Consider the following 20,699-nt stretch of genomic DNA (forward strand, 5'->3'; position numbering starts at 1 on the left):
TTGAGGAGGTTCATTTCAGATGATAGATATCGAGAAACCGAAAATTGAAATTGCGGAAATCAGTGAAGATAACCGTTATGGTAAATTCATCTGCGAGCCGCTCGAGCGTGGCTACGGCACGACGTTTGGCAACAGCCTGCGCCGTATGCTGCTGTCCTCGCTGGAGGGTGCTGCAATTACCTCCATCCGGATCGATGGGGTACTCCATGAGTTCTCGACGATTCCGGGTGTCCGGGATGACGTAACCAACATCGTTCTGAACCTGAAGCAGCTCTGCCTCAAGATGGCAGGCAATGAGCCGAAGGTCATCCGCATTGACGTGGAAGGCGAGAAGGAAGTTACGGCTGCCGACATCATCTGTGATGCCGACATTGAGATTCTCAATCCGGACCTCCATATTGCTACGGTTGACGAGACGGGCAAGCTCAAGATTGAGATGACCGTTGAGCGCGGCCGCGGCTACGTTCCGGCTGACAAAAACAAGAAGCCGGAAGACACGATTGGCATTATCCCAATCGACTCGATTTTCTCCCCGGTACAGCGCGTGAACTACACCGTACAGGATACGCGTGTAGGTAATGTCACGGACTATGACCGCCTGATCCTCGAAGTCTGGACCGATGGTTCGCTTCGTCCGGAAGAGGCAGTCAGCAAGGCTGCTGGCATTCTCGTCATGCACCTCAAACTGTTCCAGAACATGGACGGTCTGCCGGATGAGATTGAGGAGGAGGAGGCATCCTTCCCAGAGGAGGAAGAGGATGATTCTTCGAAGGTCCTCGAAATGACCATTGAAGACCTCGACCTCTCGGTACGTTCCTTCAACTGTCTGAAACGCGCCAACATCAACACGGTCGCTGACCTTGCTGAGAAGACGGAAGATGACATGATGAAGGTCCGCAACCTCGGACGCAAATCTCTTGAGGAAGTCAAGAAGAAGCTCGAGGAACTCGGTTTGGCTCTGAGAGAAAACAACGATTGAAAAGAGGGAAATAAATGAGCTACAGAAAATTAGGACGTAACTCCGCAGCCCGTAAGGCGCTGTTTGCTAGCATTCTTACTTCCTTCTTCAGATATGGCCGCATTGAGACGACGGAAGCTAAGGCAAAAGAGCTCCGCAAATTTGCTGAGCAGCTGATCACGCTTGCAAAGCGTGGCGACCTGAGCGCTCGTCGCAAGGCTATCGCAGCCCTGTCTGATGAAGATGTTGTAAGAAAACTGTTTGATGAGATCGCAGCTAAATACGCTGACCGCCAGGGCGGTTACACGCGTATCCTCAAGCTCGGCGTACGCCGTGGCGACGCTGCTCCGATGGTTATCATCGAGCTCGTCTGATCGCATACTGCAACAAGCAAGGGGCTGTTGCACGTAATATTTACGTGCAACAGTCTCTTTTTTGTCCCTAAAAAAAGATAATCCCGGGGTTTGAATGCCCCGGGATTAGGTGTAGAATTTAGATATGCAAAAACCAAATTCACAGAAAGATTATACTTCTTTAGGAGGACATTATCAAGTATTTCTTCCTTTCAATCTTGAATTTCAGGTTGGCAAAGATGACCCAGTCCGCCTGCTTCGCCATTGTATTGGAGGTATGGATATTACGGCACTGGAAAAGACCTATCGGCGGATAGATCGAAATTTGGCGTCGCCAAGGCAGATGTTGGCCATCATTGTCTATGCCGGGATGAATCATATTTTTAGTTCCCGCAGGATAGAACTTACTTGCAGGCGGGACATCAATTTCATGTACCTGCTAGAGGGCAAGCCTGTACCTGACCATACAACCATTGCCCGGTTCCGTTCCAAGCATCTGGCTTCCTGCATCAAGGAGCTGTTTGCCCAGATGGATTTTCTGCTGGAAGAAGCGGGGGCCATTTCCCTGCAGGATATTTTCATCGATGGAACAAAAATCGAATCCGTTGCCAACAAGTATAAGTTTGTCTGGAAAAAATCTGTCCTAAAAAATCAGGCCAAGCTTATGGACAAGTTGCCGGATTTCGTGAACAAAGCCAGGAAAGAATTTTCGGTCTCCCTCTCACATGGTAAAGATATACACTTGCACCATCTAAAGAAACTACGCCGCAAATTGAAAGCCCGCCAGAAAGAGCAGGGAATCCAGTTTGTCCATGGAATCGGGAAATGCAAAACCAGCCTGCAGAAAACCATGGAACAGCTGGACGAGTTCATCGCCCGGCTCAGGAAATACAACAAATACCTGCATATCATGGGAAACCGCAACAGCTTTGCCAAGACAGATACAGATGCCACCTTCATGCGGATGAAAGAGGATGCCATGAAAAACGGCCAACTAAAACCTGCCTACAACATCCAGTACGGCACGGATTCCGAATTCGTTACCTGGGCTACTGTCGGCCCACAGCCAACGGATACGGCCACGCTGATTCCTTTTTTGCAGGAACTGGAACGCTATACCCACAAACGCTACCGTAATGTAGTGGCAGATGCTGGCTATGAGAGCGAGGAAAACTACCTTTATCTCGAAACAAACCAACAGCGTGCTTTTATCAAGCCAAACAACTATGAGAAGAGCAAGACTCGCAAATGGAAACAGGACATTGGCCGCAGGGAAAACATGACCTATCTGGCCGACGAAGATGCTTATCTCTGTGTTCAGGGCAGGAGACTGACCGTAACCAGGGAATTTACCCGCAAAAGCAAAACCGGATTTCAAAGCCAGATGACTCATTACAGTTGTGAGAATTGCAAGGAGTGCCCGGTAAAGAACCAATGCATACACGGAAATCACTGCAAGACCTCGCTGGAAGAGCGGACCAAGAATATAGAAGTATCTAAACGGTTCCAGCGCCAGCGCCAGGAAGATCTGGAACGGATAACCTCACCAGAAGGCATCCAGTTGCGGATAAACCGCAGCATCCAGGCAGAAGGAGCCTTTGCCATGGTAAAAGCGGATATGGCCTTCCGCCGATTCTTAACCCATGGCAATAAAAATGTCCTTGTGGAAACGATGCTTTTGGCTATGGCCTATAACATTCAAAAGCTGCACTGCAAAATACAGGCAGAAAAACTTGATCGGCACCGAATCCCTGTGGATAACGCTGCTTGAAAAATTAAAGAGCGTAAGAAACAAAGACGATTTTTAGACCGTCTGGTGTCTTACGCTCAAAATTTCTGTATTTTGCTTTTAAATTAAGATATCGTCAGATTAAAAAGCTAAGTGGACTGTGCATAAGTGATTTCTCACTCATGCAACAGCCCCTTTTTCTATACCATCATGCGTGATACATTTTGGGTGACCATGAAGGAGGAGACTTCGGATAGAAAATTTATTTGTTGTTGCCAATCCTCATCTGATGTTATGATTATAGTCAGCATTGGTGTTTTTTAGAATCGGATTTTGAAGAAAGGTGAAGGCGCAGTGGATAAGAGAATCATGATAGAGGGTGCGATGGATCTGGAGACGAAGTTTCTGCTGGATGCCTTGAAACAGACGCAGGAGCATTTGCTGGGGACGTGGCGGTTTGTGGAAGGCTGGTATAAGGAAGTGCCGCTGGTGGTGGCTGTGACAGCCGTTGGAGCGGCAAATGCGGCGGCAGCCACGGCCTTAGGAATCGAGAAATTCAAGCCAGCAGCTGTTATCAGTCAGGGGACGGCAGGCGGACATGATCCGGCTTTGGGGGCCTATGATATCGTCTTAGGCAAGCAGTCGTTTGACGCTAGTTCCTACCGCACAGCACAGGAAGATAGGGCCGATTGGCAGCATATGGAACTCATGGGAGCATATGCCTATGAGCCGGATAGCGGCGAGTTTGTGCCCCAGGCAGTCTATTATCCAGGTGATGAAGTCCTTCTGGCCGCAGCCCATAAAGCCGCGGCTGGGTATAGCCGTGGCCGGGTGGTGGATGGCTGTATCGCCAGCTGCAATACCTGGAACAGGCAAAAGGAACGTCTGCAATATCTGCATGATACATTCGGCTCTTCTTGTGAGGAGATGGAAGTACATTCCGCAGCACATGTATGCCGACAGTATGAGATTCCCTTTTTGGGTATCCGCATGATATCGAATTCTGAATTCCGTGAGGAGGATTTCCAGCCGGAAACGGCACAGGCCTGTCAGGAATTCGTCCTGTCCGTGGCGCAGGAAATCTACAGATCGTATGATTGCGCCGGACAGCTAGGAAACTAACGGCCCCTTGTGCTGAAAGGCAGGATCAGGCCGGCAATGCCACAGAGATAAAGGGGAAATTGGAGAAGAAGACACGAACTTGGCCTGTTATAGCAAAATGGTCCTTGATCACTGTGATCAAGGGCCATTTTTGTTTCCTGTATTGAAGTGTCGCAAGAAGGGATCAGGCTGATATCAGATCGAAGCAGTATAGAGCAGGATCAACCATGCTGGTGGGCCAGACGTTTTTCATAGAAATGCTGGCGGCGCTGTTCGACGATGGTCTTGGCTTCGCTGTCGCGGTCCATCTGATGACGGGTGAAGCGATGATGGCGGCCGAGGAGGTAGAAGTAGAGGCCGATACCCAGGAGGGAAATCGTTCCGGCGCCGAGATATACAACCTGGAAGCCAAAATCCGGGACAAAGCTGCCTAGGGTATAGGGGCCTACGCCAATGCCGAGATCGAGGAGGACAAAGTAGGTGCTGGTGGCAATGCCGACTTGATGCATGGGAGCACAGTGGACGGCTAAGGCATGACAGCAGGCTGTCAAGGTTCCGTAACCAAAGCCCAGGAACAGGGCGCCGATCAGCAGAGGGATATCCGTAGTTGCACGGGCGATGATACTCATGGCGATGGCCATGCAGAGCAGTGACGGATAGACGACAATATCGCCGCCGTAATTGTCAAGCAGGAAGCCGGTAAGTGGACGGCTGATGAATGACGTGGCGGCAAAGCAGAGGAAGAAGCAGGTAGCGCCAATTCCCGTTACCCCGATGGCGTTGGTATAGGCGCCCAGGAAGCTCAGTACGGTGGAGTAACAAACGCCGCCCATGAAGGCTATGCTCGATATGCCGAGGGCCTTCAGGGAAAAGAAGCGGTCAAAGGAAATATGGTACAGGTCTTCCCGTTCAGACGGCAGGATGGTGCGCTCTGGTGTTTTCAGCAAGCAGGAGAGCAGGAAGATCACAAATGTCGCGGCGGTACAGATTTCAATTCCCAGATTGAAGCTGCCGGCCTGAGTGATGTTCATGGCCAGGAAGGGGCCGATGGCTGAGGCGAGTGTGACGCCAAGTGTGAAGTAGCCGATGCCTGTTCCCATGCGTTTGAGAGGAACCAGAGCTGCTACGATCGTGCTGGCAGCAGTGGAGGTTGTACCGAAGGCGAGTCCATGAAGAAAACGCACGACCATGAAGGAAGCAAGATTCGGTGCGAGCTCATAGCAGAGGACCAGCAGGAAGAACATGGCGGTGCCGCTCCTGAATAATCTGCGGCGGCCGATGAAGTCGATGAAGCGGCCTGCGGGGATGCGGGCGAAAAGTGCCCCGACAATGAATAGACCGGAAGCGAGGCCGGCCATGCTGATGGAAGCATTCCAGGTATGGATGGCATAGGCAGTGGACCATAACATCAGCAGGAAATGGACACTGTAAACCAGGAAATTGATGATGATGTCGAAAACATAATCCTTGCTCCAGAGTTTGACGGGAGCTTGATCTGAAACAGCTGGCATAGATAACGTCTCCTTTCGCATTGTGTGTCGGCGGTGGCTGGACGAGCAGATGGGAAAGGAAAAGGTCTGGAGATAATCTGCTGCATCCGATGCATCGATATGAGCAGTGACACTCAGCTCGTGCATGTAATCGTTTGAAACTTGAGTATGCATGATTACACAATTCTACCCTCCTATGATAAGTTTACAGAAACCTATTATAGGAGGGTAGGAATGAGATGTCGAATGTGAAAAATGCACGGGAAAAGCGCAAAAAATGCATAATAGATGCAAATTGTCACAAAACAATGCGAATATGAAAAAATTTCACGATATCTATGCATAAAAATCATCAAAATCATGATATATTTCTTGAAAGCCCTGATTTCACTGGGTATAATGAATCTGGATGTAGTTTATTATGCATGATATACAACAAAGTGCTGGCTGGAGATAGAACAGGGGAGGCCTTACCGGTTATGGAGTTAACACAGTTGAAATATTTTCAGGCTTTGGCGCGTCATGGGAGTTTCTCGCAGACTGCAAAAGCCATCATGGTGTCCCAGTCGGCACTTAGCCGCTCCATTGCCAAGCTGGAGAAGGAACTGGCAGTGATGCTGTTTGAACGCCAGGGAAAACAGACGAAGCTCACAGAGGCCGGCGAAAAGTTCCTGTTCCATGTGGACCGGGTACTTCGTGAGATGGAGGTAGCACGGCAGGAAATCATCATGGATCATGGGGGAGAAGGGTCAGTGAGTGTATCGTTCCTCCACTCACTGGGCGATACCTATCTGCCCTTGATTCTCAGCAGGTTTCATATCCGTTATCCGCATATAGGGATCACGCTGAACCAGCAGAACTCCACTGCATTGACCGAGGCACTCATGAAAGGGGATACCGATATCTGCCTATGTTCGATGCTGAATGGAGCGGATATTGCCTGGATGTATCTGTGGTCCGAGGAACTTTTCCTGGTAGTGCCCTGTTCGCATCCATTGGCGCAGAAGGAAAAGGTGCGGCTAGAAGAAATCGATGGCGAGGCCTTCATCACGCTGAAGCCGGAGTATACGCTCCGCCAGCAGGTCAATCAGCTGCTGGATCTGGCTGAAAGCCAGCCGCAGGTGATCTTTGAGGGAGACGAGGTTCATAATCTGATCTCGCTCGTGGCCGCACAACTGGGGGTCAGCTTGCTGCCGCATATCCCTTGTACGGAACAGATGGGCGTTTGTTATATTCCCGTGGCATTTCCTGTATGCAAGCGCGCCGTGGGAATCGCTTGGAATACACGACGGCCGCTCACGTCGGCAGCAATCTGTTTCCAGCAATTCACCATAAATTACTTCAACAGCCATCAGGATGTATAATAGGTTCTCTTCGCGTGATGTAATCAGTTGCCGATGATCACGCCGCCGTGGATGAGGACGGGGGTGCTGTGGGTGGCAGTGTGCGTGGGGAGCTTGGTGGATAGCTTGCAGGGACTGTTGAGGAGGTAGGCGGTGGCGAGCACGGCCTTTTCCTTTATGTTGCGGTAGGTCTTGCTGTCAAGCTCGGCTTCGTAGACGGTAGTGCTATGCGGGGAGATGACAACGGTGGTCAGCGCCTGGGTGAAGGCCATGTTGTCCGACCACTGCCAGAGCTTTTTCCCGTTCTTGTCGGTGATGATGATGTCGTAGATCTGGCTCGTCTTTTGTTGGAGCGAGTAAGGGATGCTGCTGGTGTTGGTGATTTTGAATTCGAGCTGCAGGCGGCCGTGGGTTTCCTGGATGGACAGCTCCTCGGCAATCTGCTCGTAGGTCAGGGAGGCATAGGTGCTCTGCGGGGCTGAGCTGCCTGATGACGAGGCCGGGAAGGTGATGCCGATGCCTGTGCCGAAGCGGGCTGAGGCCATGCTGGGGATCAGCAGGAAAAGGGAAAGCAGTAAGATGATTTTTCGCATGGTGAATACTCCTATCGTCAAAAAAATACTTTATTATCTATTTCGTGGGAAATCCTTGTGTTTCCTGCCTTTTTTTTGTACAATATAAGTGTGAATTTTGTGTGTATTATGAATATGGAGGGAAAGGTATGGCCAGTAAATTTTATCGTTGCAGTAAATGTGGTAACCTTATCGGTCTGATCCATGAGGGCGGAGGGCCGTTGGTATGCTGCGGACAGCCGATGGAAGAGCTGACGGCGAATACGACCGATGCGGCTCAGGAGAAACATGTACCGGTGGCTGAGTATGATGCCGGTGCGGGTATGCTGAAGGTAACGGTCGGTTCGGTGGCTCATCCTATGACGCCTGAGCACTTCATCGAGTGGATTCATGTGCAGACGAAGCTGGGCGGCCTTATGCGTCAGCTGACGCCTGAGGATAAGCCAGAGGCAGCCTTCAGGATTGCAGATGGGGATGCGCCGGTGAGCGTATTTGCTTATTGCAATCTGCATGGTTTGTGGAAAACGGATATCTAAGCAATAGTGATAAAAAGCTGGGCGGTTTGTGCAGGATTTTGCACAGACCGCCTTGTTTTTTGTGTTATAATGGTGCATGTATGATTTTGGGGAAAGAGGATATCCAGATGGCATTTATCGAGGTAGAGAACCTTACACATGTATATCATCCGGGCACACCGCAGGAGTTCGTGGCGCTGGACAAAGTGAATCTGTCCATTGCGGCTGGTGAGTTCGTGGCTGTGCTCGGAACGAATGGCTCAGGCAAGTCAACGCTAGCACGTCATTTGAATGGCCTGCTGCTGCCGACGGAGGGACGTTGTCTTGTCGATGGCTTGGATACCTGCAAGGCGCAGGATCTTTGGCAGATACGGCAGCAGATCGGCATGGTGTTCCAGAATCCGGATAATCAGCTGATCGCGGCGGTGGTCGAGGATGATGTGGCCTTTGGCCCGGAGAATCTGGGGGTGGAGCCGCAGGAAATCCGGCGGCGGGTCAAGGAGGCTCTGGCGGCGGTCAACATGACGAAGTTCCGCACCTATGCGCCGCATCTCCTGTCCGGTGGGCAGAAGCAGCGCATTGCCATTGCCGGTGCGCTGGCGATGCAGACGCGCTGCCTGGTGCTCGATGAGCCGACGGCCATGCTCGATCCGCAGGGGCGTGAGGAAGTCATGCAAACGGTGCAGCGGCTGCACGCAGAGCAGGGCATCACGATTGTCTACATCACGCATTTCATGGAGGAGGCCGCCCAGGCCGACCGCCTTATCGTGATGGATGGGGGCAGGGTAGCGGCTGATGGGACGCCGCGGGAGCTGTTCGCTGATGTGGGCGCTATGAAGAAGCGGGGCCTCGATGTGCCGGTGGCGGCAGAGGTTGGCTGGCGGTTGCGGCAGCAGGGCATCAAGCTGCCCGCGGATATAGTTACCGACGAAGAATTACTTGAGGCATTGGAGGCATATACGTGTCAATCGAATTGAAACAGGTCAGCTATACATATATGCCGAAAACGCCCTTTGAGCGGCAGGCACTGCGCGAGGTATCGCTGACAATCGAGGAGGGCAGCTTCACGGCAATCGCCGGGCATACGGGCTCGGGTAAGTCGACGCTGGTGCAGCATCTGAATGGGCTGCTGACGCCGACGAGCGGGCAGGTGCTGGTCGATGGCATCGATCTGGCCGGCAGCAGCAAGGCAGGGCGCGAGCAGGCGCGCCGGGCACGGCAGCAGGTCGGCATGGTGTTCCAGTATCCTGAGCAGCAGCTCTTTGAGGAGACGATTGCGGCTGATGTGGCCTTCGGACCGCAGAATCAGGGGCTCAGCGGTGAGGCGCTGGAGCAGCGTGTGCGTGAGGCTATGGAGCTTGTCGAGCTGGACTACGACAAGTATAAGGATCGCAGTCCGTTCCAGCTGAGTGGCGGGCAGAAACGGCGGGCGGCGATTGCTGGCGTGCTGGCACTGCATCCGCGCTATCTCGTGCTCGATGAGCCGACGGCTGGCCTCGATCCCTGCGGCCGCGAATCGCTGATCCGGACAATCTGTGCGCTGAAGAAGAAATGGAAGCTCACGATTGTGTTCATCTCGCATAGCATGGAGGATATCGCGCGGCTGGCCGATTCCGTCGTCGTCATGAAGCAGGGCGGGCTGGCTATGCAGGCAGCTCCTGAAGAAGTTTTCGCCCAGGATGCCCTGCTGCAGGAAGCGGGGCTCAAGAAGCCGCATATCCTGTCCCTGCTGCAGAAATTGCAGGCTGCAGGTCTTCCCGTGAAAGCGGAGGCCCTCGATATCGAGGGCGGCGTGCAGGCAATCCGGGAGGTGCTGGTCCATGCTGAGTAATATAACGTTGGGACAGTTCTTCCCCGGCGATAGCGTGCTGCATCGCCTTGACCCGCGTGTCAAGATCGTGCTGCTGCTGTTCTATCTGGTCGAGGTGTTTGTTTTCAGCCATCCCCTCGCTTATGCGGTGCTGACCGTGGGGACATTCTTGCTTATCCTGCTGTCGGGGGTACCGATGCGTATGATGCTGCGCTCGCTGAAACCGCTGTGGTGGATCATCCTCTTCACTTTCCTCATCCATCTGTTCAGCAATCCGGGGACGCCGATTGCGCAGGTGTGGGTATTTACGATGACCTGGGAGGGCGTGCAGAAGGGCTTCTTCCTGTCCCTGCGTCTGGTGCTGCTGATTCTGGCGAGCTCACTGCTGACTTTCACGACGAGCCCGTTGAAGCTCACGGATGCGCTGGAGAGCCTGCTCTCGCCATTCCGGCGGTTTGGTCTGCCAGCGCATGAGCTGGCGATGATGATGACGATCGCCCTGCGGTTCATACCGACGCTGATTGCTGAGACCGACAAGATCATGAAGGCACAGCAGTCGCGCGGTGTGGATTTTTCGAGTGGCAATGTGCTGGCGCGGCTCAGGAATATGGTACCGATACTTGTGCCACTGTTCCTGTCGGCCTTCCGCCGGGCGGATGAGCTCGCGCTGGCGATGGAGGCGCGCTGCTATCGTGGCGGTATCGGCCGCACGCAGATGAAGGCTTTGCAGCTGCTGTCCATCGACTATGCAGCCGTGACGGTATTCATCCTGCTGACCGCCGGGCTGGCGGCTATCCAGATCATGGCTTAGATATAATGGAAAGGAATGGGAATGAAACCAGAGCATAAAGCGGAGATGAAGGCCCGCGCACGCAATATCGTATTGACCGTAGCCTATGATGGCACGGCTTATCATGGCTTTCAGCGGCAGACACCGCCGGTGGTGGCCGTACAGAATGTATTGGAGGAGAAGCTCCAGGTGGTATTCGGCGATTCCATCGAGCTGGCAGCATCGGGGCGCACGGACGCTGGTGTCCACGCCTATGGGCAAGTCGTGAATTTCTTTACGGACGGCACGATACCGACGGAGCGCATCGTGCGGGCAGTCAACAGCCTGCTGCCGCCGGATATCGTCGTGACGGAGGCACATGAGGGCGGCCGTGAGTTCAGCGCGCGCCATAGCGCGAAGTCCAAGACGTATATCTATCGCGTCCAGCAGGGGGATGTTCCTTCGGTGTTCACGCAGCGCTATGCCTGGTATGTGCGGCGGCCCCTGGATGTGGCGGCTATGCAGCAGGCCCTAGACTGCATCCTGGGCACCCATGATTTCAGCGCGTTCCGGGCTGCGGGAGGCGCGCCGATGCTTCCGATACGCACCATGTATGAGGCCAAGGTGGAGGAAAAGGGAAATGGCATGCTGGAGTTTTCTATCCATGGCAATGGCTTCCTTTACCATATGGTCCGCAACATCATCGGCACCGTGGTGAATGTGGGGGTGGGGCGGCTGACGGTAGCGGATTTCCAGCGGATCATGGACAGCCTTGACCGGAACCAGGCCAGTGCCACAGCACCGGCCTGCGGGCTCTATCTGTATAAAGTCGAATATTGATGGTAGGCGTTAGCGGACATGACGGGCGGATTGTCATGTATTGCTAGCGCTTATTTTTATTGGTTTGTGACGATTCGGGTTGCACGGTACTTGCAGATGCGTTAAAATATGAAAAGACCCTGTAAAAGGAGGGTCTTTACTCGTATGCATTTTTTCAGGTGGTGAAACTATGAATTCCCTATTAAAGGTTGGTATCGACGTAGGTTCTACGACCATCAAGTTGGTGGTTCTCGACTACGAGAAGAATATCATCTACAAGAACTACGCCCGCCACTTTTCAGAGATCGGCAATGCCCTGCAGGAGAATCTGACGCACCTCAAGACGATCGTCGGTGAGCAGAAGTTCTCGTTTGCCCTGACCGGTTCTGCTGGTATGGGTATTGCCCAGCGCATCGGCCTGCCCTTCGTGCAGGAGGTCATTGCCTGTGCGACGGCTGTCCGCGAGCTTATCCCGCAGACGGATACGGTCGTGGAGCTCGGCGGTGAGGATGCGAAAATCACGTATTTCGGCGATGCACCGGAGCAGCGCATGAATGGTGTCTGTGCCGGTGGCACGGGCTCGTTCATCGACCATATGGCATCACTTCTGTCTACGGATGCACCTGGGCTCAATGAGCTGGCAGCCAAGGGCAAGCAGATCTATACGATCGCTTCGCGCTGCGGCGTCTTTGCCAAGACAGATATCCAGGCCCTGATGAACGACGGGGCGGAGAAAGCGGATATCGCGCTGTCGATTTTCCAGGCGGTGGTCAATCAGACCATCGGCAACCTGGCCCAGGGACGCCCGATTGACGGTCATGTTGCGTTCCTGGGCGGCCCACTGCATTTCCTGCCGGAGCTGCGCAAGCGCTTCATCGAGACCCTCGGGCTCGACAAGGAGCATGTTGTCGCTGTGGATTACGGCAACTACTTTGTCGCGATGGGATCGGCTCTCTCCGAGGAAGCCAAGAACATCGATGTCTCGCAGCTGGAGACGAGCATTGAGCGTGCCAAGGAGGCGGCAGCCAGCGAGACGCGCCAGGCGGACTTCACGCTGTTTGACAGCGAAGCCGAATATGAGGAATTCAAGCAACGCCACGATAGGGATAAGGTAAAGCGCGGAACGTTTGCAGACTATGAAGGCCCCGTCTATGTGGGCATCGATGCGGGGTCGACGACTACGAAGATCACGGCCATCGGCCGCGAGAAAGAAATCCTCTATACTTCCTATGGCAGCAATCAGGGATCGCCATTGAAGACTGTCGTCAGTGAGATGAAGGAGCTCTATAAGGCCATGCCCCAAACGGCCTGGATCGCGGGGACGATGACGACGGGCTATGGTGAGGCCATCGTCAAGGCGGCCATCCATGCCGATGGCGGCGAGGTCGAGACCTTTGCCCATCTGCGGGCGGCCCAGGAGTTCTGTCCGGAGGTCACCTTTGTCCTCGATATCGGCGGCCAGGATATGAAGTGCTTCTTCGTCAAGGATGGCAGCATCGGCAATATCACCCTCAATGAGGCCTGCTCGGCGGGCTGCGGCTCGTTCATCCAGAACTTCGCTGAGGGCTTGCATATGACGCCGGCGGAGTTTGCGAAGAAGGCACTGACCTCCAAGGCCCCCGTTGACCTCGGTACGCGCTGCACGGTCTTCATGAATTCGAAGGTCAAGCAGGCGCAGAAGGAGGGGGCGGAAGTCGCCGACATTTCGGCGGGCATTGCCTTCTCGGTCATCAAGAATGCCTTGTTCAAGGTCATGCAGCTCAAGGACGTCCGCGAGCTCGGCGACCACATCGTCGTGCAGGGCGGCACCTTCTACAACGATGCGGTGCTGCGCTGCATGGAGAAGCTGCTGGACCGCGACGTCATCCGTCCGGACATCGCTGGGCTTATGGGCGCCTATGGTGCGGCTATCCTGGCGCTGGAGGCGGGGACGGAGCACTCGGCTATTCTGTCGGCAGAGCAGCTTGATGCGTTTACCGTAGCAACGAGTTCCTACCGCTGTCAGGGTTGCGGCAACAAGTGCCTGATCACGATGCAGAAGTTCCCCGATGGCAGCAAGTATTTCACGGGTAACCGCTGTGAGCGCGGTGCCGGCGGAGAGAAGCAGACGGAGGAGCAGACGCCGAACATCTACAAATACAAATACGACCGCGTCTTCACGCATTACAAACCGCACGAAGGGGCTAAGCGCGGCCGCATCGGCATCCCGCGGGTGCTCAACATGTACGAGGACTATCCGTTCTGGTTCACCTTCCTCGATACCCTCGGCTATGAGGTTGTGCTGTCGGGCAAGTCGAGTGCGAAGATGTATTACAAGGGCATGGCGACCGTACCGTCGGATTCCCTCTGCTATCCGGCCAAGATCACCCATGGACATATCGTCGATCTCATCGAGAAGGGCGTAAAGAAGATTTTCTATCCCTGCGAGCCCTATAACATGGAGGACGATGTCAACGAGTCGGACAACCATTTCAACTGTCCGATTGTCGCTTCGTATGCCGAAAATATCCGCGGCAATATGGATATCCTGCGGGAGCAGAATATCGACTTCATCCAGCCCTTCCTGCCAATCCATGACAAGAAGCGCCTGATTGCGCGTCTTTATGAGGAACTGGGGGACAAGGAAGGGATCGCCAAGCGTGAAATCGCTGCGGCAGTCGAGGCGGCCTATAAAGAAATCGAGCAGTATCGTCAGGATGTCCGCGACTATGGCGCGAAGATCCTGGCGCGCATCGAGAAGACTGGCGAGCAGGCAATCCTGCTGGTTGGCCGTCCCTATCATGTGGACCCGGAAATCAACCACGGCATCCCTGAGATGATCCAGTCCTATAAGCTGCCGATCCTCTCGGAGGATGCGGTCTATCATCTGCCGGTCAAGTCCGGGAAGCTCAAGGTGGTCAACCAGTGGAGCTACCATGCGCGGCTTTACCATGCGGCGCAGTTCGTGGCGGAGCATGACAACCTGACGCTGATCCAGTTCAGCTCTTTCGGCTGCGGCCTCGATGCGCTGACGACGGGACAGGTCAAGGATATCCTCGAGCAGCATCATCGCATCTACACGATGATCAAGCTTGATGAGGTATCGAATCTCGGGGCGGCCCGCATCCGCCTGCGGTCGCTGATGGCGGCACTCACGCGCCGTACGCCGGTCGCCTATAAGGAAATCAAGCCGATTGCGCGTCCGCGGTTCACCGAGGACTGCAAGGCTACCCATACCATCCTGGCACCCCAGATGGCACCCATCCATTTCGAGCTCTTCAAGACGGCTATCCGCAAGTACGGCTACCGTGCGGTCATCCCGCCGATGCCGGGCAAGGAGGCCATCGACACGGGGCTGCGTTATGTCAACAACGATATGTGCTATCCGGCCATCGTCGTCATCGGCCAGCTCATCCAGGCGCTGAAGTCTGGCATGTGCGATCCGGACCACACGAGCATCATGCTGTTCCAGACCTGCGGTGCCTGCCGGGCGACGAATTATCTGAGCGTCCTGCGGGAGGCTCTCAAGTACGCGGGCTACCCGCAGGTGCCGGTCTTTGCCGTGCACGGCCTGAAGGATGAGACGGATGCTTTCAATCTCGACCGGGCGATGCTCACCGATGCCATCAAGGCGGCTGTCTATGGCGATACGCTGATGAACGTGCGCAACCGCATGATGCCGTACGAGCTGACCCATGGCTCGACGCAGGCCCTGTTCCGCAAGTGGATGGATCGCTGCAAAGCTGAAATCAATCACGGCAGTTACTTCAAGTTCAAGAAGAACGTCAAGGCCATCGTGCGCGATTTTGACAATCTGCCGATCGATGAAGACCTCTGGAAACCGAAGGTCGGCATCGTCGGTGAGATTCTCGTCAAGTATCATCCGGTGGCGAATAACCATATCGAGAAGGTGCTCATGGATGAGGGGGCCGAGGTCGTCATGCCGGATTTTGTGGACTTCTTCCTCTATTCGGCTTACGATTCGATTGCCAAGCATCAGCTGCTGGCAGGCAAGTACAAGGATGAGTTCTTTGGCAAGCTGTTCATCAAGGCCATCGAATTCTTCCGCAAGCCAATGCGCAAGGCCCTTAAGGAGAGCCGCCATTTCCGTGCACCGAATACGATCTACGAGACAGCAGAGCTTGCCGCGCGCCATGTCAGCCTCGGCAACATGGCTGGCGAGGGCTGGTTCCTGACTGGTGAGATGGTGAAGCTCATCGATGAAGGCGTGCCCAATGTGGTCTGCCTGCAGCCCTTTGGCTGCCTGCCAAACCATATCACGGGCAAGGGTGTCATGCATGAGCTGCGCACGAGCTACAAGGGGGCCAATATCACGGCCATCGACTGTGATGCAGGCTCAAGTGAAGTCAACCAGCTCAACCGCTTGAAACTGATGCTGGCCGTGGCTAAGGAACGCGGGCCGCAGCAGGAGAAAAAAGAACATAAGGACAAGGCGATAAGCCACTGAGTGAAATGACCCGTCAATTTTTGACGGGTCATTTTTGGCTCATAAATCAAGGACATGTGTCCTAAAAATCATTGACAGGCAAAAAAAATCTCGTTATTATGAAATAGTCGGTTAATAATTCTATGTTTTTATGGGAGACGATAAAATCCATGAAAGAGTACAAACCATTTAAATCCGGTAAGGTTCGTGAAGTCTATGATGCAGAGGACAGCATCATCATGGTAGCTACGGACCGCATCTCCGCTTTTGACCACATCTTGAAGAACAAGATCACGGATAAAGGCGCTATTTTGACGCAGATGTCCCGGTTCTGGTTCGACTTTACGAAAGATATCCTGCCGAATCACATGATTTCGGTCGACAACAAGGATATGCCGGAATTCTTCCAGCAGGAAGGTTTCGTTGGCAACAGCATGAAGTGCAAGAAGCTCACGATGATTCCGATGGAGTGCATCGTCCGTGGCTACATTACGGGCAGCGGCTGGGAGAGCTACAAGGAGAACGGCACGATCTGCGGCATCGAGCTGCCGGAAGGCCTCGTGGAGTCCCAGAAATTGCCAGAGCCGATCTTCACGCCGAGCACGAAAGCAGAACTCGGCGATCACGATGAAAACGTCTCCCTCGAGAAGGGCGCAGAAGTCCTGGAGAAATCCTTCCCGGGCCATGGCCGTGAGTATGCTGAGAAAGTCCGCGACTACACGATTGCCATCTACAAGAAATGCGCGGAGTATGCACTTTCCCGTGGCATCATCATTGCCGACACGAAGTTCGAGTTCGGCATCGATGAAGACGGCAACATCGTCCTCGGCGATGAGGTACTGACGCCGGACAGCTCGCGCTTCTGGCCGCTGGAGGGCTATAAGGAAGGCCAGAGCCAGCCGTCCTATGACAAGCAGTTCGTCCGTGATTGGCTCAAGGCAAACCCGGACAGCGATTATGAGCTGCCGCAGGATGTCATCGACAAGACGATCGCCAAGTACAAAGAAGCCTATAAGATGCTTACGGGCAAGGATTTTGAGTAAGGATTTGATTCTGAAGGGCGCGGATCGGCAAGATCCGTGTTCTCTGTGAAAGGAGAGCATGATTGATGAAAGTTGCAGTAATGATGGGAAGTGATTCCGATTGGCCAATCTTGAAGCCAGCCGTCGAGATCCTCAAGTCGTTCGGTATCGAGTCTGAGGTCATCGTGGCGTCGGCTCACCGCACGCCAGCCAAAGTCCGTGAAGTCGTGCTCAGCGCGCCCGAAAAAGGGATCGGTGCGTTTATTGTGGCAGCAGGGGCTGCGGCGCATCTGGCAGGTGTGGTAGCGAGCTATACGACGCTGCCGGTTATTGGTGTGCCCATCAACGCTACGCCGCTCAACGGCATGGATGCGCTCCTGAGCACGGTGCAGATGCCGTCGGGGATTCCCGTGGCGACGATGGCCGTCAATGGTGCCAAGAATGCGGCGATCTTTGCTGTGGAGATCTTTGCGGTGGCGGATAAGGAGCTCGCGCAGAAATTGGCGGATTACCGCACGAAGATGATTCAGGAAGTCGAAAAGAAAGCAGCCCGCGTTGCTGCCCAGCTTTAAGCTGCGCGCAACCGGACTGTTTTTTTGACCGCAAAAAGCGGGCTGACCGTGTATATTATATGAAAAAGGAAAAGAGAGAACAAAATAACCATGTATGAAAATGGCTATAACTTAGAACCGAAATGGAAAGAGGAATGCGGCGTCTATGGTGTCTATTCCCATACGGAGGATGTCTCGGGCATGACGTATCTGGGGCTCTATGCGCTGCAACATCGTGGGCAGGAAAGCGCGGGCATCGCCATCACCGATGGCGCCTGGATGGATGTCACGCGTGGCATGGGCCTCGTCAATGAGGTATTCCGCCATCAGGTCCCGCATATGGAGAACCAGTGCATCGCCATCGGCCATGTGCGCTATTCGACGACAGGCTCGAGCCTGCTGGCCAATACGCAGCCGCTGATGGTCAACTATGCGGGCGGCAAGATCGCGCTGGCCCATAACGGCAATCTGACCAATGCTGCGGAGATCCGCCATGATCTCGAGCAGCAGGGCACGATTTTCCAGACCTCCATCGATTCCGAGGTGTTTGTCAACCTTATTGCGCGTTCGCGCCAGGAGACTATCGAGGACAAGGTCATCGAAAGCCTCAAGAAAATCAAGGGCGCGTACTGCCTGACCATCATGACTGAGAGCAAGCTCATCGGTGCGCGCGATCCGCAGGGCTTCCGTCCGCTTTGCATCGGCAAGACGGAGGAAGGCAGCTATATCATTTCCTCGGAGACCTGCGGCCTTGACGTGGTCGGAGCTGAGTTCATCCGTGATGTGCTGCCGGGCGAGATGATAGTCATCGATGAAGAGGGCATCAAGTCCTATCCCTTTGCCACGGAGGAACCGAAGGCATCCTGCATCTTTGAGTACATCTACTTTGCCCGTCCCGATTCCGTCATCGATGGCCAGAGCGTCCATGATGCACGTTTCATGATGGGCCGAATGCTGGCCCGCGAGTCGGGCTGCCAGGGCGATATCGTCATTTCAGTGCCGGATTCGGGCACGACGGCAGCCACGGGCGTGGCCTTTGAGTCGGGCATTCCCTTTGTGGAGGGCCTGATCAAGAACCGCTATATCGGCCGTACCTTTATCCAGCCGACCCAGAAGAAACGCGATACGGCGGTGAAGCTCAAGCTGAACGCCATCCGTTCGGTGGTCGCGGGCAAGCGCGTCATCATGGTGGATGACTCCATCGTCCGCGGTACCACCAGCGGCAAGATCGTCAAGATGCTCCGCAATGCCGGGGCCAAGGAAGTCCATATGCTCATCAGCAGTCCGCCGATTGGCTATCCCTGCTACTATGGCATCGATACGTCGGTGCGCAAGGAGCTTATCGCAGCGACCAAGAGTGTCGAGGAAATCCGCGAGTACATCGGTGCCGATACGCTGCATTTCCTGAGCATCGAAGGGCTCAAACAGTCGGTATCCGCCGTTGACCCTGAGGCGATGTGCTACGCCTGCTTCAACAGTGCCTATCCGATCGAGGATGGGGAAAAGCCGGCTGGCGACAGCAAATATGTATTTGAACAGCGCAAGTGTTGAGAGAGGATAGAAATGGCAGAACAACTTACTTATAAAGATTCCGGTGTTGATATCGATGCAGGCAACAAATCCGTTCAGCTGATAAAGGACAGCGTTAAAGCTACCTATCGCCCGGAGGTACTTGGTGACCTCGGCGGCTTTGGCGGCCTGTTCGCGCTGACGGCTGGCAAATACAAAGAGCCGGTGCTGGTCTCGGGTACTGATGGCGTCGGCACGAAACTGCGCCTGGCCTTCATGCTGGATAAGCATGATACGGTGGGCCAGGATGCTGTGGCCATGTGTGTCAACGATATCCTCGTACAGGGTGCTGAGCCACTCTTTTTCCTTGATTACCTGGCTGTAGGCAAGCTCGACCCGGAGCAGGTAGCTGATGTGGTCAAGGGCGTAGCAAATGCCTGCAAGGAATCGGGCTGTGCGCTGATCGGCGGCGAGACGGCGGAGATGTCTGGCTTCTATCCGGTGGGCGAATACGATATCGCTGGCTTTGCTGTCGGCGCTGTCGAAAAATCGAAACTCATCACCAGCGAGAAAGTCAAGGAAGGCGACGTGGTCCTGGGCCTGCCTTCCTCGGGTGTCCATTCCAACGGTTATTCGCTGGTGCGCAAGATCTGCTTTGACCTCAAGGGCTTCAAGGGCGATGAGTATATCGAGGAGCTGGGCAAGACCATCGGCGAAGAGCTTCTGACGCCGACGCGCCTTTATCCGAAGTCCTGCCTGCCCCTTATCGAGAACTTTGATATCCACGGCATGGTCCACATCACGGGCGGCGGTTTCTACGAGAACATCCCCCGTGCATTGCCGGAGGATATGGCAGTCGAGATCGACAGCTCGGTATGGCAGATGCCGGCAATCTTTCGGCTCCTGCAGCAGTGGGGCAACGTGGATTGGAAAGAGATGTACCGCACCTTCAACATGGGCATTGGCATGATCATCATCGCCAGTGCCGACGAGGCAGAGAAAATCAAGGCGCATCTTGCCGCTGCTGACGAGACGGTCTACGAAATCGGCCGCGTGGTAAAGGGCAATCATGATGTGACGATCAAAGGCGGCGTGTTCCATGACTGAGATGAAACAGAAATTAGGGGTCCTGTGTTCAGGGCGTGGCACGGATCTGCAGTCCATCATCGATGCCATCGGCCGCGGTGAGGTCAATGCCGAGATCGCTGTGGTGCTTGCCGATAAGCCTGAGGCCTTTGCCCTGGAGCGGGCGAAAAAGGCTGGCATCAAGGCCGTCTGCGTCAACCGCAAGCAGTACGATGGCCGTGAGTCCTTTGAAAAGGCCTTGATTGCTGAGCTCGAAGAAGCAGGGGTAACGTTGGTTGTCTTGGCTGGATTTATGCGAATCCTGACGCCAGTATTTGTGCATCATTTTGCCGGCCGCATCATGAATATCCATCCGGCGCTGCTGCCGAGCTTTCCCGGTGCCCATGCCCATCGCGATGTACTCGCCTATGGCGTCAAGGTCAGCGGTTGCACCGTACACTTTGTCGATGAAGGCACTGACAGCGGCCCGATTATCCTGCAGGCGGCAGTTCCCGTCCTCGATGGGGATACGGAAGAAACCCTGGGGGCCCGCGTTCTCGAACAGGAGCATATCATCTATCCCCAGGCCATCCAGCTTTACTGCGAGGGCCGGCTGCAGGTAGATGGACGTCAGGTACGGATCTTGGATTGATTGGTTTAGACAGAG

The 20,699-nt window shown here is 54.4% G+C and carries 18 protein-coding genes; 16 read left to right on the plus strand and 2 right to left on the minus strand.

Going from position 1 to position 20,699, the window contains the following annotated elements; genetic code table 11:
- The first annotated feature begins 19 nt into the window (after positions 1-19).
- From BM181_RS00640 to mtnN, 4 genes are all read left to right on the plus strand, one after another.
- Positions 20-979, plus strand: a complete 960-nt coding sequence (locus BM181_RS00640) for a DNA-directed RNA polymerase subunit alpha (RefSeq protein WP_075441460.1) — start codon at positions 20-22, stop codon at positions 977-979.
- Positions 980-993: 14 nt separating this feature from the next.
- The gene (gene rplQ / locus BM181_RS00645) at positions 994-1,332 is read left to right on the plus strand and encodes a 50S ribosomal protein L17 (RefSeq protein ID WP_033169642.1); all 339 of its coding nucleotides are present in this window, start codon (positions 994-996) and stop codon (positions 1,330-1,332) included.
- 124 nt (positions 1,333-1,456) lie between these two features.
- Positions 1,457-3,082 carry an IS1182 family transposase gene (locus BM181_RS00650; RefSeq protein ID WP_075441462.1) on the plus strand — a complete coding sequence of 542 codons (1,626 nt, stop codon included), beginning with the start codon at positions 1,457-1,459 and terminating at the stop codon, positions 3,080-3,082.
- 312 nt (positions 3,083-3,394) lie between these two features.
- Positions 3,395-4,162 (plus strand): 5'-methylthioadenosine/S-adenosylhomocysteine nucleosidase, encoded by a 768-nt coding sequence (gene mtnN, locus BM181_RS00655; protein WP_082336082.1) that lies wholly within the window; start codon positions 3,395-3,397, stop codon positions 4,160-4,162.
- A gap of 200 nt (positions 4,163-4,362) precedes the next feature.
- On the opposite strand, the gene BM181_RS00660 is transcribed toward mtnN, so the two are convergent.
- Complete coding sequence (locus BM181_RS00660) at positions 4,363-5,673, minus strand: MFS transporter (RefSeq protein WP_371262999.1); 1,311 nt, start codon at positions 5,671-5,673, stop codon at positions 4,363-4,365.
- A 437-nt stretch (positions 5,674-6,110) separates the two neighbouring features.
- Here BM181_RS00660 and BM181_RS00665 point away from each other — a divergent pair, with 437 nt between their 5' ends.
- Entirely contained in the window at positions 6,111-6,995 is an 885-nt protein-coding gene (locus BM181_RS00665; protein WP_075441466.1) for a LysR family transcriptional regulator, read from the plus strand.
- Positions 6,996-7,018: 23 nt separating this feature from the next.
- Here BM181_RS00665 and BM181_RS00670 read toward each other — a convergent pair whose 3' ends face one another.
- Complete coding sequence (locus BM181_RS00670; RefSeq protein ID WP_075441468.1) at positions 7,019-7,567, minus strand: BsuPI-related putative proteinase inhibitor; 549 nt, start codon at positions 7,565-7,567, stop codon at positions 7,019-7,021.
- A gap of 128 nt (positions 7,568-7,695) precedes the next feature.
- On the opposite strand from BM181_RS00670, the gene BM181_RS00675 reads away from it, so the two are divergent.
- The 11 genes from BM181_RS00675 to purN all read left to right on the plus strand — a co-directional run bounded on the left by BM181_RS00675 (position 7,696) and on the right by purN (position 20,684).
- The gene (locus BM181_RS00675; RefSeq protein WP_075441470.1) at positions 7,696-8,082 is read left to right on the plus strand and encodes a desulfoferrodoxin family protein; all 387 of its coding nucleotides are present in this window, start codon (positions 7,696-7,698) and stop codon (positions 8,080-8,082) included.
- 107 nt (positions 8,083-8,189) lie between these two features.
- Positions 8,190-9,038: an energy-coupling factor transporter ATPase gene (locus BM181_RS00680; protein ID WP_075441472.1), complete on the plus strand. Its 849-nt coding sequence runs from the start codon at positions 8,190-8,192 to the stop codon at positions 9,036-9,038.
- Entirely contained in the window at positions 9,023-9,892 is an 870-nt protein-coding gene (locus BM181_RS00685; RefSeq protein WP_075441474.1) for an energy-coupling factor transporter ATPase, read from the plus strand. Before BM181_RS00680 ends, BM181_RS00685 begins: the two co-directional genes overlap by 16 nt.
- A complete protein-coding gene (locus BM181_RS00690; protein ID WP_075441476.1) occupies positions 9,882-10,682 on the plus strand; it encodes an energy-coupling factor transporter transmembrane component T family protein in 801 nt (266 codons plus the stop codon). Before BM181_RS00685 ends, BM181_RS00690 begins: the two co-directional genes overlap by 11 nt.
- A 21-nt stretch (positions 10,683-10,703) precedes the next feature.
- Positions 10,704-11,480: a tRNA pseudouridine(38-40) synthase TruA gene (gene truA, locus BM181_RS00695; RefSeq protein ID WP_075441478.1), complete on the plus strand. Its 777-nt coding sequence runs from the start codon at positions 10,704-10,706 to the stop codon at positions 11,478-11,480.
- A 169-nt stretch (positions 11,481-11,649) separates the two neighbouring features.
- Entirely contained in the window at positions 11,650-15,906 is a 4,257-nt protein-coding gene (locus BM181_RS00700; protein WP_075441480.1) for a 2-hydroxyacyl-CoA dehydratase, read from the plus strand.
- Between the two features lie 149 nt (positions 15,907-16,055).
- Positions 16,056-16,928, plus strand: coding sequence for a phosphoribosylaminoimidazolesuccinocarboxamide synthase (locus BM181_RS00705; protein WP_075441482.1), 873 nt, complete (start codon positions 16,056-16,058; stop codon positions 16,926-16,928).
- A gap of 65 nt (positions 16,929-16,993) precedes the next feature.
- Positions 16,994-17,479, plus strand: a complete 486-nt coding sequence (gene purE / locus BM181_RS00710; RefSeq protein WP_075441484.1) for a 5-(carboxyamino)imidazole ribonucleotide mutase — start codon at positions 16,994-16,996, stop codon at positions 17,477-17,479.
- A 90-nt stretch (positions 17,480-17,569) separates the two neighbouring features.
- Positions 17,570-19,009, plus strand: a complete 1,440-nt coding sequence (gene purF, locus BM181_RS00715; protein ID WP_075441486.1) for an amidophosphoribosyltransferase — start codon at positions 17,570-17,572, stop codon at positions 19,007-19,009.
- A 12-nt stretch (positions 19,010-19,021) separates the two neighbouring features.
- Positions 19,022-20,074 carry a phosphoribosylformylglycinamidine cyclo-ligase gene (gene purM / locus BM181_RS00720; protein ID WP_075441488.1) on the plus strand — a complete coding sequence of 351 codons (1,053 nt, stop codon included), beginning with the start codon at positions 19,022-19,024 and terminating at the stop codon, positions 20,072-20,074.
- Positions 20,067-20,684, plus strand: a complete 618-nt coding sequence (purN, locus tag BM181_RS00725) for a phosphoribosylglycinamide formyltransferase (protein WP_082336083.1) — start codon at positions 20,067-20,069, stop codon at positions 20,682-20,684. The genes purM and purN overlap by 8 nt, the downstream gene beginning before the upstream one ends.
- The last annotated feature ends 15 nt before the right edge of the window (positions 20,685-20,699 follow it).

This window comes from Pseudoselenomonas ruminantium (assembly GCF_900113715.1).
GTDB classification, from domain to species: Bacteria; Bacillota; Negativicutes; order Selenomonadales; family Selenomonadaceae; genus Selenomonas_A; species Selenomonas_A caprae.

Bases quoted from the DNA above. Each gene is read 5' to 3' on its own strand.
- purF (WP_075441486.1), top strand. From the start codon at position 17,570: ATGTATGAAAATGGCTATAACTTAGAACCGAAATGGAAAGAGGAATGC.
- BM181_RS00690 (WP_075441476.1), top strand. From the start codon at position 9,882: ATGCTGAGTAATATAACGTTGGGACAGTTCTTCCCCGGCGATAGCGTG.
- purE (WP_075441484.1), top strand. From the start codon at position 16,994: ATGAAAGTTGCAGTAATGATGGGAAGTGATTCCGATTGGCCAATCTTG.
- BM181_RS00640 (WP_075441460.1), top strand. From the start codon at position 20: ATGATAGATATCGAGAAACCGAAAATTGAAATTGCGGAAATCAGTGAA.
- BM181_RS00670 (WP_075441468.1), bottom strand. From the start codon at position 7,567: ATGCGAAAAATCATCTTACTGCTTTCCCTTTTCCTGCTGATCCCCAGC.
- BM181_RS00705 (WP_075441482.1), top strand. From the start codon at position 16,056: ATGAAAGAGTACAAACCATTTAAATCCGGTAAGGTTCGTGAAGTCTAT.
- rplQ (WP_033169642.1), top strand. From the start codon at position 994: ATGAGCTACAGAAAATTAGGACGTAACTCCGCAGCCCGTAAGGCGCTG.
- BM181_RS00700 (WP_075441480.1), top strand. From the start codon at position 11,650: ATGAATTCCCTATTAAAGGTTGGTATCGACGTAGGTTCTACGACCATC.
- BM181_RS00665 (WP_075441466.1), top strand. From the start codon at position 6,111: ATGGAGTTAACACAGTTGAAATATTTTCAGGCTTTGGCGCGTCATGGG.
- truA (WP_075441478.1), top strand. From the start codon at position 10,704: ATGAAACCAGAGCATAAAGCGGAGATGAAGGCCCGCGCACGCAATATC.
- BM181_RS00675 (WP_075441470.1), top strand. From the start codon at position 7,696: ATGGCCAGTAAATTTTATCGTTGCAGTAAATGTGGTAACCTTATCGGT.
- purN (WP_082336083.1), top strand. From the start codon at position 20,067: ATGACTGAGATGAAACAGAAATTAGGGGTCCTGTGTTCAGGGCGTGGC.
- BM181_RS00650 (WP_075441462.1), top strand. From the start codon at position 1,457: ATGCAAAAACCAAATTCACAGAAAGATTATACTTCTTTAGGAGGACAT.
- purM (WP_075441488.1), top strand. From the start codon at position 19,022: ATGGCAGAACAACTTACTTATAAAGATTCCGGTGTTGATATCGATGCA.
- BM181_RS00660 (WP_371262999.1), bottom strand. From the start codon at position 5,673: ATGCGAAAGGAGACGTTATCTATGCCAGCTGTTTCAGATCAAGCTCCC.
- BM181_RS00680 (WP_075441472.1), top strand. From the start codon at position 8,190: ATGGCATTTATCGAGGTAGAGAACCTTACACATGTATATCATCCGGGC.